We start from the raw sequence: 16,452 nt of genomic DNA on the forward strand, positions 1-16,452 counted from the left end.
CGGAACCCACCCCGGACGACGGAATCCGTACGATGGCCCGCGTGCCCGGACCGACGATCGCCGATGTCGCGCGCGCCGCGGAGGTCTCCACGGCGACGGTCTCGCACGCCCTCAACGGCACCGGCCGCCTCGGCGACGGCACCCGCCGCCGGGTCCGGGAGGTGGCCGCCGCCCTCGGCTACGGAGCCCACCGGGGCCCCCGCACCGGCACCCTCGGCTTCGCCGTCACCACCTACGCCGACTGGACCTGGGACTTCGCGGGCGTCGCGTACTTCTCCCGGCTGCTCACCGCCGCCACGTCCGCTGCCCACTCCCACGGCTACGCCCTGATCAGCCTGCCCGCGGACCGCGGCGCCGAGCCCCTGTGGCACACCCTGGCGGTCGACGGGATGCTGCTGCTCGACAGTCCGGAAGGCGATCCGGTGCTCCGGGCCATGCGGGCGCGCGGTCTGCCCGTGGTCTTCGACGGGCGGCCCGCCGACCCCCGGCCCGACGACGTGTGGGTGGACAACGACCACGAGGCCACCACCCGCGAGGTGCTCGACCACCTCGCCGCCTCCGGCGCCCGGCGCACAGCCCTGCATTCCGGCTTCGGCCGGGAGTTCTACACCAGGGCCGTCACCTCCGTCTACGAACACTGGTGCGCGGAGCGCGGTCTGCCCCCGCTGGTGATCCCCTTCCACCCCGAGGACGACCAGGGCCGGGCCTTCGACCGGGCCTTCGCCGCGCCCGGCCGCCCCGACGCCGTCTACTCCCTCTACGATCCGGGCGGCCGCCAGGTGCTGGCGGCCGCCGCGCGCCATGGAATCCGTACGCCCGGAGGCCTCTTGCTGGTCTGCGCGAGCGAGGACCCGGCGTACGGGGCGTTCGAACCGCCCGTGACCACCGTCACCCTCAACCCCGAACGGATTGCCGAGTCGGCGATCTCCGCGCTGGTCACACTGATCGAATCCGGGTATGCGGAATCCCCGGGACAGCGCACTGTCCCGGCGGGCCTACAGGTACGTGCCTCGTCCCTGCCCCCGGACATGTACTAGAGTTATCTCGACATCGAGATATCTGCCGAAGGCGTACCGCAGCTGCCCCCGCTGGTAAGGGTTACCTAACTTAGTCTTACCTTAGCGGATTGGCCAAGGGGCGTGGCGGCAGGATGCGGTAATACGCGCGAAATTCATGCATGAAGGAGACTGTCGTGTCGGCGAACAGCTTCGACGCCCGCAGCACGCTGCAGGTGGGCGACGAGTCGTACGAGATCTTCCGGCTGGACAAGGTTGAGGGCTCGGCCCGCCTTCCCTACAGCCTGAAGGTGCTGCTGGAGAACCTGCTCCGTACCGAGGACGGCGCGAACATCACCGCCGACCACATCCGGTCGCTCGGCAACTGGGACTCGCAGGCCCAGCCCAGCGAGGAGATCCAGTTCACGCCGGCCCGCGTGATCATGCAGGACTTCACCGGTGTCCCGTGTGTCGTGGACCTCGCCACCATGCGTGAGGCCGTCAAGGCCCTCGGCGGCGACCCGTCCAAGATCAACCCGCTGGCCCCGGCCGAGCTGGTCATCGACCACTCGGTCATCGCCGACAAGTTCGGCACCAACGACGCGTTCGCCCAGAACGTGGAGCTGGAGTACGGCCGCAACAAGGAGCGCTACCAGTTCCTGCGCTGGGGCCAGACCGCCTTCGACGAGTTCAAGGTCGTCCCCCCGGGCACCGGCATCGTCCACCAGGTCAACATCGAGCACCTGGCCCGCACGGTCATGGTCCGTAACGGTGTGGCCTACCCCGACACCCTCGTCGGCACCGACTCGCACACCACCATGGTCAACGGCCTCGGCGTGCTGGGCTGGGGCGTCGGCGGCATCGAGGCCGAGGCCGCGATGCTCGGCCAGCCGGTCTCCATGCTGATTCCGCGCGTCGTGGGCTTCAAGCTGACCGGCGAGCTGCCGACCGGCACCACCGCCACCGACCTGGTGCTGACCATCACCGAGATGCTGCGCAAGCACGGCGTCGTCGGCAAGTTCGTCGAGTTCTACGGTGAGGGCGTCGCCGCCACCTCGCTGGCGAACCGCGCCACCATCGGCAACATGTCGCCGGAGTTCGGCTCCACCGCCGCGATCTTCCCGATCGACGACGAGACCCTGAAGTACCTGCGCCTGACCGGCCGCGACGCCCAGCAGGTCGCGCTCGTCGAGGCGTACGCCAAGGAGCAGGGCCTGTGGCTGGACCCGGCCGCCGAGCCTGACTTCTCCGAGAAGCTGGAGCTCGACCTCTCCACGGTCGTCCCCTCCATCGCCGGCCCGAAGCGCCCGCAGGACCGCATCGTCCTGGCCAACGCCGCCGAGCAGTTCGCGCAGGACGTGCGCAACTACGTCGAGGACGACGACGAGGCGGGCAAGGAGTCCTTCCCGGCCTCCGACGCCCCGGCCGCCGTCAACGGCGTGCCGACCCGCCCGACCCTGGTCACCCTGGCCGACGGCTCCTCCTTCGAGATCGACCACGGCGCCGTCACCGTCGCCGCGATCACGTCCTGCACCAACACCTCGAACCCCTACGTCATGGTGGCCGCGGCCCTCGTGGCGAAGAAGGCGGTCGAGAAGGGCCTGTCGCGCAAGCCGTGGGTCAAGACCACCCTGGCCCCGGGCTCGAAGGTCGTCACCGACTACTTCGACAAGGCCGGCCTGACCCCGTACCTCGACAAGATGGGCTTCAACCTCGTCGGGTACGGCTGCACCACCTGCATCGGCAACTCCGGTCCGCTGGACGAGGAGATCTCGAAGGCGATCAACGAGCACGACCTCGCGGTCACCTCGGTCCTCTCGGGCAACCGCAACTTCGAGGGCCGCATCAACCCCGACGTCAAGATGAACTACCTGGCCTCCCCGCCGCTGGTCGTCGCGTACGCCATCGCGGGCTCCATGAAGGTGGACATCACCAAGGACGCCATCGGCATCGACACCGAGGGCAAGCCGGTCTTCCTCGCGGACATCTGGCCGTCCGAGGCCGAGGTCAACGACGTCGTGGCGAACGCCATCGGCGAGGACATGTTCAACAAGTCCTACCAGGACGTCTTCGCGGGCGACGCCCAGTGGCAGGCGCTGTCGATCCCGACCGGCAACACGTTCGAGTGGGACCCGCAGTCCACCTACGTGCGCAAGCCCCCTTACTTCGAGGGCATGACCATGGAGACCACCCCGGTCTCCGACATCGCCGGCGCCCGCGTGCTGGCGAAGCTGGGCGACTCGGTCACCACCGACCACATCTCCCCGGCCGGTGCGATCAAGGCCGACACCCCGGCCGGCAAGTACCTCACCGAGCACGGCGTCGAGCGCCGCGACTTCAACTCGTACGGTTCCCGCCGCGGCAACCACGAGGTCATGATCCGCGGTACGTTCGCCAACATCCGCCTGCGCAACCAGATCGCGCCGGGCACCGAGGGCGGCTTCACCCGCGACTTCACCGTCGAGGGCGCGCCGGTCTCCTTCATCTACGACGCCTCCCAGAACTACCAGGCCGCCGGCATCCCGCTGGTCATCCTGGCGGGCAAGGAGTACGGCTCGGGCTCGTCCCGCGACTGGGCCGCCAAGGGCACCGCGCTGCTCGGCGTCAAGGCCGTCATCGCCGAGTCCTACGAGCGCATCCACCGCTCCAACCTGATCGGCATGGGCGTCCTGCCCCTGCAGTTCCCCGAGGGTGCCACGGCGGCCTCCCTGGGCCTCACCGGCGAGGAGACCTTCGCCTTCACCGGTGTGGAGGTGCTGAACAACGGCACCACCCCGCGCACCGTCAAGGTGTCCACCGACACCGGTGTGGAGTTCGACGCGGTCGTCCGCATCGACACGCCGGGTGAGGCGGACTACTACCGCAACGGCGGCATCATGCAGTACGTGCTCCGCAACCTGATCCGCGGCTGAGCACGCCATCGGCGCCAAAGGGCCGTATCCCCGCCAAGGGGGTACGGCCCTTCCGCTTTTCCGGCGGCTGTCCCAGGTGACGGACAGGTCTCAACTCGGAAAAGCCGACGGCCATACGTGTGCATGATCTTGCTCACACGAGCGGAAGTGGACTATACCTGTGCCCGTCCGGATCACCGCGAGACGATCGGCTCCGGAGCGGGGGCGGGCGGGGATCTGCGGGAATGTCCGCATGCACGGCAACGCCGCGATTCTCCGGCTTCCTTCACACTTCTGACGAAGGCGAGGACATGAGCATGGGATCCACTGGTGAGGGCCTCGGGCGCCGTGATCTGATCAAGCGCTCCGCAGCACTCGGACTGATCACGGTGCCGACGATGAGCTTCCTGTCCGCCTGCGCCTCAGGAGGTGAAGAGAACTCCACGAAGGGCCCCGACAAGGGCGCCGTGACCAAGGAGAACCCCTTCGGCGTAGCGAAGGGCGGCAAGCTGGACGTCGTCGTCTTCAAGGGCGGGTTCGGCGACGACTACGCGAAGGCCTGGGAGGCCGCCTTCGACAAGAAGTGGGGCACCACCAGCTCCCACCTGGGTACCCAGGAGATCACCGCCAAGCTCCAGCCGCGCTTCAACGCCGGCAACCCGCCGGACGTCGTCGACGACTCCGGCGCCCAGCAGATCAAGCTGGACGTGCTCGCCAAGGGTGACCAGCTCGCCGACCTCACCGCCGTGCTCGACGCGCCCTCGCTCGACGACCCGACCAAGAAGGTGCGCGACACCCTGGTCGAAGGTGCCTACGAACAGGGCCTGCAGGGCGGCAAGTACGTCGTGCTGAAGTACGTCTACGCCGTGTTCGGCTTCTGGTACTCCGGCAAGCTCTTCAAGGAGAAGGGCTGGGCGCCGCCGAAGACCTGGGACGAGTTCCTGGCCGTCTGCACCAAGGCCAAGGAAGCCGGCATCGGCGGCCTCGCCCACCAGGGCAAGTTCCCGTACTACATCAATGTCGTCATCATGGACCTGATCGCCAAGAAGGGCGGTCTGGAGGCCATGAAGGCGATCGACAACCTGGAGCCGAACGCCTTCGAGGGCAACCCGGCCGCCCTCGCCGCGGTCGAGGCGGTCTACGAGGTGGTCGAGAAGGGCCTGCTGATGCCGGGCACCAACGGCCTCACCCACACGGAGTCCCAGACCGCCTGGAACCAGTACAAGGCCGCCTTCATCCCCTCCGGCTCCTGGCTGGAGAACGAGCAGCTGAAGCAGACCCCGGAGGACTTCGACATGAAGTTCCTGCCGATGCCGCTGCTCGCCGACAGCAAGCTGCCCTTCGAGGCCATCCGGGCCGGTGTCGACGAGCCCTTCATCGTCCCGGAGAAGGCCGCCAACAAGGCCGCCGGCTTCGAGTTCCTGCGCTCGATGCTGTCCCGCGAATGGTCGACGATCTTCGCCCAGCAGGCCAACTCGCTCACCGTCGTCAAGAACGGCGTGGACCCGGGCGTCAAGCTGCGGCCGGGCACCCAGTCGGCCGTGGAGGCGCTCAAGGCCGCGGGCAGCAACACGTTCAGCTACCGCTACCCCGACTGGTACAGCGAGATGGACACCGAGATCCAGAACGCGTCCAATGAGCTGATGGCCCAGCGGATCCAGCCAAAGGAGTGGATCAAGCGGGCCCAGGCTGCGGTAGACAAGGCGGCCAAGGACCCGAACGCCAAGAACAACAAGCGCGCCTGACACCGCGGGGACGGACATCATGAGCCATGTAGCCCAGAGCAAGGGGCGGGCCGGTTTCATCGCCGGCTTCCTCATCGCGCCCCTCGCGCTGTACCTGACCTTCGTCATCTGGCCGTACGTACAGACGTTCGGCTACTCCTTCACCAACTGGAGCGGCCAGTCCCCGACGTTCGACTTCGTCGGCACGGACAACTACGCGACGTTGCTGAAGGACGAGGTCTTCCGCGGCGCCCTCTGGCACAACCTGCTGCTCCTGGTGTTCGTCCCGGTCGTCACCATCCTGCTCGCCCTCTTCTTCGCCTTCATGGTCAACGCGGGAGGGCGCAGCGGAGCCGGCGGAGTACGGGGCGTCGGCGGATCGCGCGTCTACAAGATCGTCTACTTCTTCCCGCAGGTCCTCTCCCTCGCCATCCTCTCCGTGCTCTTCGGCGCGATCTACCGGAGCGACGAGGGCGGCCTGCTCAACGGCTTCCTCACCCAGATCGGCCTGATCGACGCGCAGCACCCCGTCGAATGGCTCAACGAGCCCGACTTCGTCCTCTGGGCCCTGCTGTTCGTGGTCGTCTGGCACGGAGTCGGCTTCTACCTCGTGCTGTTCTCGGCGGCCATGCAGTCCGTCCCCAAGGACATCTACGAGGCCGCGCTGCTCGACGGCGCCGGGCGCGCCCAGACGTTCTTCAGGGTCACCCTGCCGCTGCTGTGGGATTCTGTGCAGACGTCCGCGGTCTATCTGGGCATCGCCGCGATGGACATGTTCGTCCTGGTGTCGACCATGACCTCGGGCCAGTTCGGCGGCGGACCCGACCACCACAGCGAGGTCATGTCGACGGTGCTGATGCGCAACTTCCTGTACTTCGGCAAGAGCGGCTACGCCTGCGCCATGGGCGTGGTCATGCTCGCCCTGACCATGATCCTCTCCATCATCACGCTGCGCGCCACCCGCCGCGAGCGCATCGAGTTCTGAGCGGAGTTCGACGATGGCTGCACAGTCCACAGTGATCAAGGCTCCGGGCGAAGCTGCCGCGGAGCGGTCGGGCAAAACAGGCCGGACGGGGGAGCGGGGCGAGGGACGCTCCGAGGGCATGGTCCTCAACGTCTTCTCGCACGGCTTCCTCGTCCTCTGGGCGATAATGATCGTGCTGCCCCTGATCTGGCTCGCGCTCGGTTCCTTCAAAACGGACGCGCAGATCGGCGGCTCGGCCCTGAGCTGGCCCTCGAACTGGCACTTCGACGCCTTCGGCCGCGCCTGGGAGAAGGGCATCGGCGGCTACTTCGCCAACACCCTCATCGTGCTGGTGTTCTCGGTCCCGCTGACGATGCTGCTCGGCTCGATGGCCGCGTACGTACTCGCCCGCTACCCCTTCACGGGCAACCGGGTCATCTACTACTTCTTCGTCAGCGGGGCGATGTTCCCGGTGTTCCTGGCGCTCGTACCGCTGTTCTTCATGGTCAAGCGCTTCGACATGCTGAACACCTACCAGGGCCTGATCCTGGTGTACGTCGCCTACTCGATGCCGTTCACCGTCTTCTTCATGCATTCCTTCTTCCGGACGCTGCCCACGGCGATACACGAGGCGGCGGTCATCGACGGGGCCTCCGACACCCGGATCTTCTTCCAGGTGATGCTGCCCATGGCCAAGCCCGGCCTGATCAGCGTCGGGATCTTCAACGTCCTGGGCCAGTGGAACCAGTACATCCTGCCCGCCGTGCTGATGCAGCCGCAGACGAGCGGCGAGCCCGAGCGCTACATGCTCACGCAGGGGCTCATCCAGCTCCAGTACCAGATGGGCTACGAGACGGACCTGCCGGTGCTGTTCGCCGGCGCCACCATCGCGATCATCCCCATGCTGGCGGTCTACCTCTCCTTCCAGCGCCAGATCCAGGCGGGCCTGACCTCCGCCACCCTCAAGTAGGGCCGCGCCGACGCCGCACCGGACGACGTCAGCCCGGCCCCCTTCCTCCGCGCCGAAGAAGGGGGCCGGGATGCAGTCGGACTGCTCCGTCCGAATGGCGCCCAGCGCGGCTGGGACCGCCACCTCCCGGTCAGTCCCTAGGCCGGTGCAGCCCGACTTCCACGGCCTGAACCTCCTCTGGGTGGACGATCACATCGCTGAGGGCAGCGAGGTAACGTCGCTGGCTGAAAGCCTGAGGGGGTTCGGGGCGGCGGTAACCCTGGTGCCGACGACGGCCGACGCGCTGCGGGAACTGGTCGTCCGGCAGCCGGATGTCCTGATCTCGGACCTTACGAGGGACAACGATCCGGAGGCAGGATTCATCGGCCTGGTCCAGTTCCGCGAATCCGGGTACGAGGGTCCGGCGATCTTCTTCGCCACTTATTTGAGTGACCGCCGGGAGCACCGGGCCAGGGAGTTGGACGCGTGGATCACGGAGTCCCCCGAGTATCTGGTCAATCTGATCACCAAGATCGCGGCTCCTCCCGCCCCGAAGAGACGGGGGGCCCAACCGAGTTGATCGGGACGCTCCGAGGGTGCGGCGGGCGCGATCGTCTGGCGGCCCAGGGGGGGCGGGAGGGGGTGGCTCCGACGACGCCCGCCCTGCCGAAGGCCGCCAGGATGAACAGCCCGGTTCCGGCGGGGCAGCCCACCGCTGCGGAGCACCGGAGAACGGCTTCGGTGTTCAGGCCGGCCGCCCGCCCCGAAGCCGAGGGCGGCGGCCGGATGCCCGGCCATCTGCCACTCCGGCTGATCAGCCGGAGCCCGTCCCCTCCCGTCGTGCGTGGCTCCTACAGCCAGGTGTTGAACGTGCGGATGTACCAGGCCTTCACGACCTGCGTGAGCGTGCAGTACGCGAGGAGCACGCCGATCAGCCACGGGAAGTAGCTCGCCGGCAGGGCCACGAAGCCCAGCGAGGCGGCCAGTGGGGAGAACGGCAGGTACAGCCCGGTCAGCACCGCGAGGAGCGTCATCACCATCACCGGCCAGGAGGCGCGGGACTGGATGAAGGGGATCTTCCGGGTACGGATCATGTGGACGATCAAGGTCTGCGAGAGCAGGCCCTCGATGAACCAGCCGGACTGGAAGAGGGACTGGCTCGCCTCGCTGTCGGCGGCGAAGACGTGCCACATGATCAGGAACATCGAGATGTCGAAGACGGAGCTGACGGGGCCGATCGTCACCATGAAGCGGAAGATGCCCTTGGCGTCCCAGTTGCGCGGCTTGCGCAGGTACTCCTCGTCCATCCGGTCCCACGGCGTGGCCAGCTGGGAGATGTCGTAGACCAGGTTCTGCACGAGCAGCATGATCGCCAGCATCGGCTGGAAGGGTATGAAGGCGCTCGCCACCAGCACCGAGAAGACATTGCCGAAGTTCGACGACGCCGTCATCTTGATGTATTTGATCGTGTTGCCGAAGGTGGTCCGGCCCTGGACCACGCCCTGCTCCAGGACGGTGAGGTCCTTCTCCAGCAGGATGATGTCCGCCGACTCCTTGGCGATGTCGACGGCCGTGTCGACCGAGATGCCGACATCGGCGTCGCGCAGCGCGGCCGCGTCGTTGATGCCGTCCCCGAGGAACCCGACGGTGTGGCCTTCGGCCTGCAGGGCCCGTACGATCCGGGCCTTCTGGACCGGGTTGACCTTGGCGAAGACGGTCGTACGGGCGGCCAGCGAGCGCAGCGCCGTGTCGCCCTGGGCGTCGATGTCGGCGCCGAGCACCACGTGCCCGACGTCGATGCCGACGTCGGCGCAGACCCGGGCGGCCACGAGGTCGTTGTCGCCGGTGACCACCTTCACCGCGATGCCCTTGTCGGCCAGGCCCGTCAGGGCCCGGGCGGCGTCGGCCTTCGCCGGGTCGAGGAAGGCGAGGAAGCCGATCAGGGTCAGCCGGTCCTCGTCGGCGACCGTGTAGGTGTCGCGCGGCGTGCCGATCGTGCGGGTGGCCACGGCCAGGACCCGCAGGCCCTGCCGGTTGTTGTCCTCGGCGATCCGGGTGACGTGCCACCGCAGCTGCTCGGTCAGCTCGACCTTCTCGCCGCGGTCCGTCATGTGCGTGCAGAGGTCCAGGACCTCCTCGACCGCCCCCTTGGTGATCATGATGTGCTCGGACCGGCCGAGGCCGCCCACGAGGGAGTTGCGGTTCAGGACCACGGACATCCGGCGCCGGGCGAAGTCGAAGGGGATCTCGTCGACCATCGAGAACCGCGCGTCGACGACAGCCTCCTCGGCCTCGCCCACGCGGTCGACGACCGCCTGGTCCATCAGGTTCTTCAGGCCCGTCTGGAAGTGCGCGTTGAGGTAGCCGTACTCCAGGACCTCGTTGTCCTCGTCGCCGTGCACGTCCAGGTAGCGGTCCAGGACGATCCGGTCCTCGGTGAGGGTGCCGGTCTTGTCGGTGCAGAGCACGTCCATCGCGCCAAGGTTCTGGATCGCGCCCAGCCGCTTGACGACCACCTTGCGCCTGGACATGGCCATCGCGCCGCGAGCCAGGTTGGCGGAGACCACCATCGGCAGCATCTCGGGGGTCAGGCCGACGGCGACGGCGACACCGAAGAGGAAGGCCTCGTTCCAGTCCCCCTTGGTGAGCCCGTTGATCATGAAGACGACCGGGACCATGACCAGCATGAAGCGGATCAGCAGGAAGCTGACCTTGCGCACGCCGTTGTCGAAGTTGGTCTGCGGGCGCTCACCGACGAGCGAGCCCGCCATCGAGCCGAAGTAGGTGTCGGCGCCGGTGGTGACCACGACTCCGGTGGCGGTGCCGGAGGTGACCGAGGTCCCCATCAGGCACAGGTTGTCGGCGTCGACCGGGTCGGCCGTCCCCCGACCGCCCAGACCGGCGCCGGGGGTGCCCCCAGTGGTGCGAGAGGAGAGGTCGGCCTTGGCGACCGGCAGGGACTCGCCCGACAGTGCGGCCTGGCTGATCATCAGGTCCTTGGAGGTGATCAGCCGCAGGTCGGCCGGGATCAGGTCGCCGGCGGCCAGCTTGACCACGTCGCCGGGGACCACCTGGTCCATGGGCACCTCGAAGGTGGTGGGCGCGGCGCCGCTGCCGGCCCGGCGCTGCACCGCGCAGGTGGTGGTCACGAGCTTCTTCAGCGCGTCGGCGGCGCGGCCCGAGCGGTGCTCCTGCCAGAACCGCAGCAGCCCGCTGATCCCCACCATCACGGAGAGGATGACGACGCCCGGGTCCTCGGGGTCCTGCCAGTACATGATCGCGGCGAGGAAGACGAGGACGCCGATGAAGGGGTTCCAGAACGCCTTGCCCAGCTGGACGAACCAGCGCGGGGCGCGCTCCTGGGCGATGACGTTGCTGCCGTGCCGCTCCAGGCGCAGCGCCGCCTCGGCGTGGGTGAGGCCGTTCGGCGAGGCGTCGACGGACTGCAGGACCCGGACAACGGGCTGGGAGCTGACCTCGGCGAGGCGCTCGCCGACGGTCCGGGTACGGGCCTCCAGCTCGGCGGCGGCGCGCTCGCGGCGGGACCGGCCCGGCGGTGCGAGCTTCGCCGGGGTACGCGGGGTGAGCATGGTCATGACGAATACCTCCCTCCACGGTGTCCGGGCAGCGCGAAGCCGAGCGGTCACGTGGAGTGATCACTGATCGGCGCAGGGTGCCGCGGACGGGCCACGGGATGCGCCGGGGGCATGGATGACGTATGCCTGACAGAAGGGTCAGGACATGCGCAAGGAAAGGGAAACGCGGAACGGCACGGATGCAGCGGGTGACCGCAGCCGTGCGTACTCAGGGAAAGGCCGACCGGTCAGCGGGTCAGCCGGCGAGAGCGAGAGCGCGGCGAGGACTTCGATCGGGACTCATCCCGAACACCTCCTCGCATAGCGCTGTCATTGCAGGCGCGGTCCGGCCGGAAAGGCCGCAGAGGACCGGCGCCTCGGCGACCGTAACACGATCCGGGCGACCGTTCTCTCCCCCTTATGGCCAGTAGTTGCCGGTTCGTGCCGTGTCAGCCTCTTGACGTGTCGAGGGACAAAGGCTCGACTTAAGGTTCACAAGTTGGAGAGACGCCGGGGTCTCGGAGCGAGAGCATCTGCGACGTTCCCCGGCCGGGGGGCGACGGCTGGCCGTCGCTTATGGGCAGGAGTGGATGAGTCGTGCAGACGCCCGGATCGCAGTCTTCGCTGCATCGCGCGAATCTCGAACGGGTCGTGCGGGCGGTGCGGCTCGCGGGTTCGCTGACCCAGGCGGAGATCGCCCGCGCCACCGGACTGTCGGCGGCCACGGTCTCCAACATCGTCCGCGAGCTCAAGGACGGCGGGACCGTCGAGGTCACCGACACCTCGGCGGGCGGCCGGCGGGCCCGCAGCGTGTCGCTCAGCGGCGACGCCGGCATCGTGATCGGTGTGGACTTCGGCCATACCCACCTGCGGGTGGCGGTCGGGAACCTGGCCCACCAGGTGCTGGCGGAGGAGGCCGAGCCGCTCGACGTGGACGCTTCCTGGGTGGAGGGCTTCGACCGGGCGGAAGCACTGGTCGGACGCTTGATCGCGGGCATCGGGGTGAGCCTGGACAAGGCCATCGGCGTCGGCCTCGGCGTCCCCGGCCCGATCGACGTGGAGTCCGGGACCCTGGGCTCGACCGCGATCCTCCCGGGCTGGGCCGGCATCAACCCCCGCCAGGAACTCTCGCAGCGCCTCGGCGTACCCGTGTACGTGGACAACGACGCGAACCTCGGGGCCCTCGGTGAACTCGTCTGGGGGAGTGGGCGGGGAGTAAAAGACCTCGCCTACATCAAGGTCGCCAGCGGCGTCGGCGCGGGACTGGTGATCAACGGTCAGATCTACCGCGGCCCCGGCGGCACGGCGGGCGAGATCGGGCACATCACCCTGGACGAATCGGGTCCGGTGTGCCGCTGCGGGAACCGCGGCTGCCTGGAGACCTTCGCCGCGGCCCGGTACGTGCTTCCGCTGCTCCAGGGCAGCCACGGACCGGAGTTGACGATGGAGCGGGTGGTCGAACTGGCCCGCGAGGGAGACCCGGGCTGCCGCCGCGTCATCACGGACGTGGGCCGCCACGTCGGCAGCGGGGTGGCCAGCCTGTGCAACCTCCTGAACCCGAGCCGGGTGGTCCTGGGCGGCTCGCTCGCGGAGGCGGGTGAACTCGTCCTGGCGCCCATCCGTGAATCGGTCGGAAGGTACGCGATCCCGAGCGCGGCGCGCCAGTTGTCGGTGCTGACCGGGTCCCTGGGCGGGCGGGCCGAGGTGCTCGGCGCACTAGCCCTCGTGCTCAGTGAAATGGGCGATTCGACACTTTTGTCAGATCATGGAAGTGGAGTGCGTGCTTCAGCCGCCATGTCTTCAGTTAGATAACGGATGGCACCGTTGTCATCTCGTTAAGGATTCACTCCTTGACGGCAAACTTGCGGCCGAGGTTGACTCACATCCACCTCGGCCGCAGTGCTGCGGCCTCGTCAGGGAGGTTCAAGTAATGAACACGCGTATGCGCAGAACCGCAGTAGCCGTTGCCGCCGGCGCCATGGCCGTTTCCCTCGCCGCCTGTGGCAGCGCCAAGGAGGCCGGCGGCGGGACCAAGGAGTCCGGCGCCGCCAAGGGCGACGCGATCAAGGTCGGCCTGCTCCTGCCGGAGAACCAGACTGCGCGCTACGAGAAGTTCGACAAGCCGCTCATCGAGAAGAAGGTCGCCGAGCTCACCGGCGGCAAGGGCGAGGTCGTCTACGCCAACGCCAAGCAGGACGCCACCACGCAGAACTCGCAGGTCGACACGATGATCACCAACAAGGTGGACGTCCTGATCGTCGACGCGGTGGACTCCAAGGCCATTGCCGGCTCGGTCAAGAAGGCGAAGGACGCCGGCATCCCGGTCGTCGCCTACGACCGTCTCGCCGAGGGCCCGATCGACGCCTACACCTCCTTCGACAACGAAGAGGTCGGCAAGGTCCAGGGCAAGGCGCTGCTGGAGGCGCTGGGCGACAAGGCCAAGGACGGCCAGATCGTCATGATGAACGGCTCGGTCACCGACCCGAACGCCAAGCTCTTCAAGTCCGGTGCGCACTCCGTCCTCGACGGCAAGGTGAACGTCGGCAAGGAGTACGACACCGTCGAGTGGAAGCCGGAGAACGCCAACACCAACATGGCGGCCGCGCTCTCCGCGCTCGGCAAGGACAAGGTCATCGGCGTCTACTCCGCCAACGACGGCATGGCGGGCGGCATCATCACGGCCCTCAAGGGTGCCGGCGTCTCCCCCCTGCCGCCGGTCACCGGCCAGGACGCCGAACTCGCCGGTGTGCAGCGGATCGTCGCGGGCGAGCAGTTCATGAGCGTCTACAAGCCGTACGCCCCCGAGGCCGAGGCCGCCGCGAAGATGGCCGTCGCCCTCGCCAAGGGCGAGAAGCTCGACAGCGTCAAGACCTCCACGGTCGACAGCCCGACCGCCAAGGGCGTCGCCTCCGTGCTGATCCCGGTCGTCTCGCTCACCAAGGGCAACATCAAGGACACCGTCGTCAAGGACGGCGTCTACACGGTCGACGAGATCTGCACCGACAAGTACGCGGCGGCCTGCGCCTCCCTCGGCCTGAAGTAGCGGCCCCCGTCGCCTCCTCGCGAGGCGGCCCCCCGTGCCTGACCGGCGTCCCGCCCCCATTCCCCGCCACTGGCGGGGCGCCGGGCAGAAACGTTCCCCCATTCGCCCCGCTCCTGCTCTTTTGCACGACATCCCCGCCGGTCAGGCGGCGAAGGAGATGGTTCATGTGTCCGCTGCGCCCGTGCTGGCGTTGCGAGGGGTCTCGAAGCGGTTCGGCGCCGTTCAGGCCCTGACCGACGTAGAACTCGAGATCCACTCCGGTGAGGTGGTCGCCCTGGTCGGCGACAACGGCGCCGGAAAGTCCACGCTGGTCAAGACGATCGCCGGCGTGCACCCCATCGATGACGGAGTCATCGAGTGGGAAGGCCGTCCGGTCTCCATCGGCAAGCCCCACGACGCCCAGAACCTGGGTATCGCGACGGTCTACCAGGACCTGGCGCTGTGCGACAACATCGATGTCGTCGGCAACCTCTTCCTCGGCCGCGAACTCAAGCGCTACGGCGTCCTCGACGAGGTGGAGATGGAGCGGCGCGCCCGCGAGCTCCTGACCACCCTGTCCATCCGGATCCCCAGTGTCCGGATCCCCATCGCCTCGCTCTCCGGCGGTCAGCGCCAGACCGTGGCGATCGCCCGTTCCATGCTGGGCGAACCCCAGCTCGTCATCCTCGACGAGCCCACCGCCGCCCTCGGCGTCGAGCAGACCGCACAGGTTCTCGACCTCGTGGAGCGGCTGCGGGAGCGCGGCCACGCCGTCATCCTCATCAGCCACAACATGGCCGATGTCAAGGCCGTCGCCGACAAGGTGGCGGTCCTGCGGCTGGGCCGCAACAACGGTGTCTTCAACGTCGCCGACACCTCGCAGGAAGAGATCATCTCCGCCATCACCGGTGCCACGGACAACGCCGTGACCCGCCGGGCGGCCCGCACCTCGGAGGCCGGCAAGTGAGCACCCAGAACCCTGCCACCGGTCCACTGGGCAACGGCCCCGTCGACCAGCAGGAGCACGTCGACCCGGTCAACCCCGCGGCCGCGCACGACGCGATCCCGGCCGTGGACCCCCGCCTGCTCGTCCGCGAGGAGGGCCTCGCCGGATACGTGGGCGAGTTCAAGCGCAAGATGAAGGCGGGCGACCTGGGTTCCCTCCCGGTCGTCATCGGCCTGATCGTCATCTGGTCCATCTTCCAGGGGCTGAACTCGAACTTCCTCTCCCCGGAGAACCTCACCAACATCGCGATCACGATGACCGGCACCGGCATGATCGCCATCGGCATCATCTTCGTGCTGCTGCTCGGTGAGATCGACCTCTCGGTCGGCTCGGTCAGCGGTGTCTCGGGCGCGGTCGTCGCCGTCCTCGCCGTCACCCACGGTGTGAACGAATGGCTGGCGATCCTGGCAGCCGTCGCCGGCGGTGCCCTGATCGGCTGCATCCACGGCTTCTTCTTCGCCAAGATCGGCGCCCCGGCCTTCGCCGTCACCCTGTCGGGCCTGCTCTTCTGGCTCGGCGCGATGCTGCAGATCCTCGGCAGCAACGGCACGATCAACATCGACTCCGACGGTGTGGTCGGCCAGCTGACAACGTACTTCTTCTCGGACGTGGCCGTCGCCTACGGCCTGGCCGCGCTCGCGGTGGCCGGCTACTTCATCGCGTCCTTCTTCGACGCGAAGCGCCGTGGCGCGGCCGGGATGCCCTCCCGGCCGCTCGCCGAGATCCTGCTGCGCACCGGCCTGCTCGCGCTGTTCACCTTCGGCCCCGCCGTGGTGTTCAACCAGTACAAGGGCCTGCCGCTCGCGGTGGTGCTCTTCCTCCTGGCCCTGATCGTCACGGACTTCGTGCTGCGCCGCACGACCTTCGGGCGAAACGTCTTCGCACTGGGTGGCAGCGTCGAGGCCTCCCGCCGCGCGGGCATCAACGTCACCCGGATCCGGATCACGGTCTTCGCGATCTCCAGCACCTTCGCCGCCATCGGCGGTCTGTTCTGGGCCTCCAAGATCGCGGCGGCCAACCAGAGCGCCGGCGCCGGCGACCTGCTGATGAACGTGATCGCGGCGGCCGTCATCGGCGGCACCAGCCTCTTCGGCGGCCGGGGCCGGACCTGGAACGCCCTCCTCGGCGTCATGGTCATCATCTCGATCCAGTACGGTCTGGCCCTGGAGGGAATCGCGACTCCGATCCAGTACATGATCACGGGTGCCGTACTGCTGGCCACCGTGGTGATCGACTCGGTCACGCGCAAGACCCAGAAGACGGCCGGACGTGCCTAAGCGGTAAGCCCCGTCACAATGCCCGGTGCCACTTCGTGTGGCGCCGGGC

The 16,452-nt window shown here is 68.1% G+C and carries 11 protein-coding genes; 10 read left to right on the plus strand and 1 reads right to left on the minus strand.

What is annotated here, in order from left to right; genetic code table 11:
- The first annotated feature begins 32 nt into the window (after positions 1-32).
- The 6 genes from ACFYOB_RS10515 (at position 33) to ACFYOB_RS10540 (ending at position 8,103) form a co-directional block, all read left to right on the plus strand.
- Positions 33-1,037 (plus strand): LacI family DNA-binding transcriptional regulator, encoded by a 1,005-nt coding sequence (locus ACFYOB_RS10515; protein ID WP_388557455.1) that lies wholly within the window; start codon positions 33-35, stop codon positions 1,035-1,037.
- Between the two features lie 140 nt (positions 1,038-1,177).
- Complete coding sequence (gene acnA / locus ACFYOB_RS10520) at positions 1,178-3,907, plus strand: aconitate hydratase AcnA (protein WP_388557458.1); 2,730 nt, start codon at positions 1,178-1,180, stop codon at positions 3,905-3,907.
- Between the two features lie 296 nt (positions 3,908-4,203).
- The gene (gene ngcE / locus ACFYOB_RS10525; RefSeq protein WP_388557689.1) at positions 4,204-5,631 is read left to right on the plus strand and encodes an N-acetylglucosamine/diacetylchitobiose ABC transporter substrate-binding protein; all 1,428 of its coding nucleotides are present in this window, start codon (positions 4,204-4,206) and stop codon (positions 5,629-5,631) included.
- A 19-nt stretch (positions 5,632-5,650) separates the two neighbouring features.
- Positions 5,651-6,595 (plus strand): carbohydrate ABC transporter permease, encoded by a 945-nt coding sequence (locus ACFYOB_RS10530; RefSeq protein ID WP_388557461.1) that lies wholly within the window; start codon positions 5,651-5,653, stop codon positions 6,593-6,595.
- Positions 6,596-6,608: 13 nt separating this feature from the next.
- Complete coding sequence (locus ACFYOB_RS10535; protein ID WP_388557464.1) at positions 6,609-7,544, plus strand: carbohydrate ABC transporter permease; 936 nt, start codon at positions 6,609-6,611, stop codon at positions 7,542-7,544.
- A 181-nt stretch (positions 7,545-7,725) separates the two neighbouring features.
- On the plus strand, positions 7,726-8,103 hold the full coding sequence (locus ACFYOB_RS10540; protein WP_388557467.1) for a hypothetical protein: 378 nt from the start codon (positions 7,726-7,728) through the stop codon (positions 8,101-8,103).
- Positions 8,104-8,374: 271 nt separating this feature from the next.
- Here the strand turns inward: ACFYOB_RS10540 and mgtA are convergent, their stop codons facing one another.
- Positions 8,375-11,119: a magnesium-translocating P-type ATPase gene (gene mgtA / locus ACFYOB_RS10545; RefSeq protein ID WP_388557470.1), complete on the minus strand. Its 2,745-nt coding sequence runs from the start codon at positions 11,117-11,119 to the stop codon at positions 8,375-8,377.
- A 576-nt stretch (positions 11,120-11,695) separates the two neighbouring features.
- Here mgtA and ACFYOB_RS10550 point away from each other — a divergent pair.
- The 4 genes from ACFYOB_RS10550 (at position 11,696) to ACFYOB_RS10565 (ending at position 16,403) form a co-directional block, all read left to right on the plus strand.
- On the plus strand, positions 11,696-12,910 hold the full coding sequence (locus ACFYOB_RS10550) for an ROK family protein (protein WP_388557473.1): 1,215 nt from the start codon (positions 11,696-11,698) through the stop codon (positions 12,908-12,910).
- 118 nt (positions 12,911-13,028) lie between these two features.
- Positions 13,029-14,141, plus strand: coding sequence for a sugar ABC transporter substrate-binding protein (locus ACFYOB_RS10555; RefSeq protein WP_388557476.1), 1,113 nt, complete (start codon positions 13,029-13,031; stop codon positions 14,139-14,141).
- Positions 14,142-14,298: 157 nt separating this feature from the next.
- Positions 14,299-15,087: an ATP-binding cassette domain-containing protein gene (locus ACFYOB_RS10560; RefSeq protein WP_362390652.1), complete on the plus strand. Its 789-nt coding sequence runs from the start codon at positions 14,299-14,301 to the stop codon at positions 15,085-15,087.
- A gap of 26 nt (positions 15,088-15,113) precedes the next feature.
- Positions 15,114-16,403, plus strand: a complete 1,290-nt coding sequence (locus ACFYOB_RS10565) for a sugar ABC transporter permease (RefSeq protein WP_388557691.1) — start codon at positions 15,114-15,116, stop codon at positions 16,401-16,403.
- The last annotated feature ends 49 nt before the right edge of the window (positions 16,404-16,452 follow it).

Source organism: Streptomyces sp. NPDC006463 (assembly GCF_042870715.1).
Classification (GTDB): Bacteria; Actinomycetota; Actinomycetes; order Streptomycetales; family Streptomycetaceae; genus Streptomyces.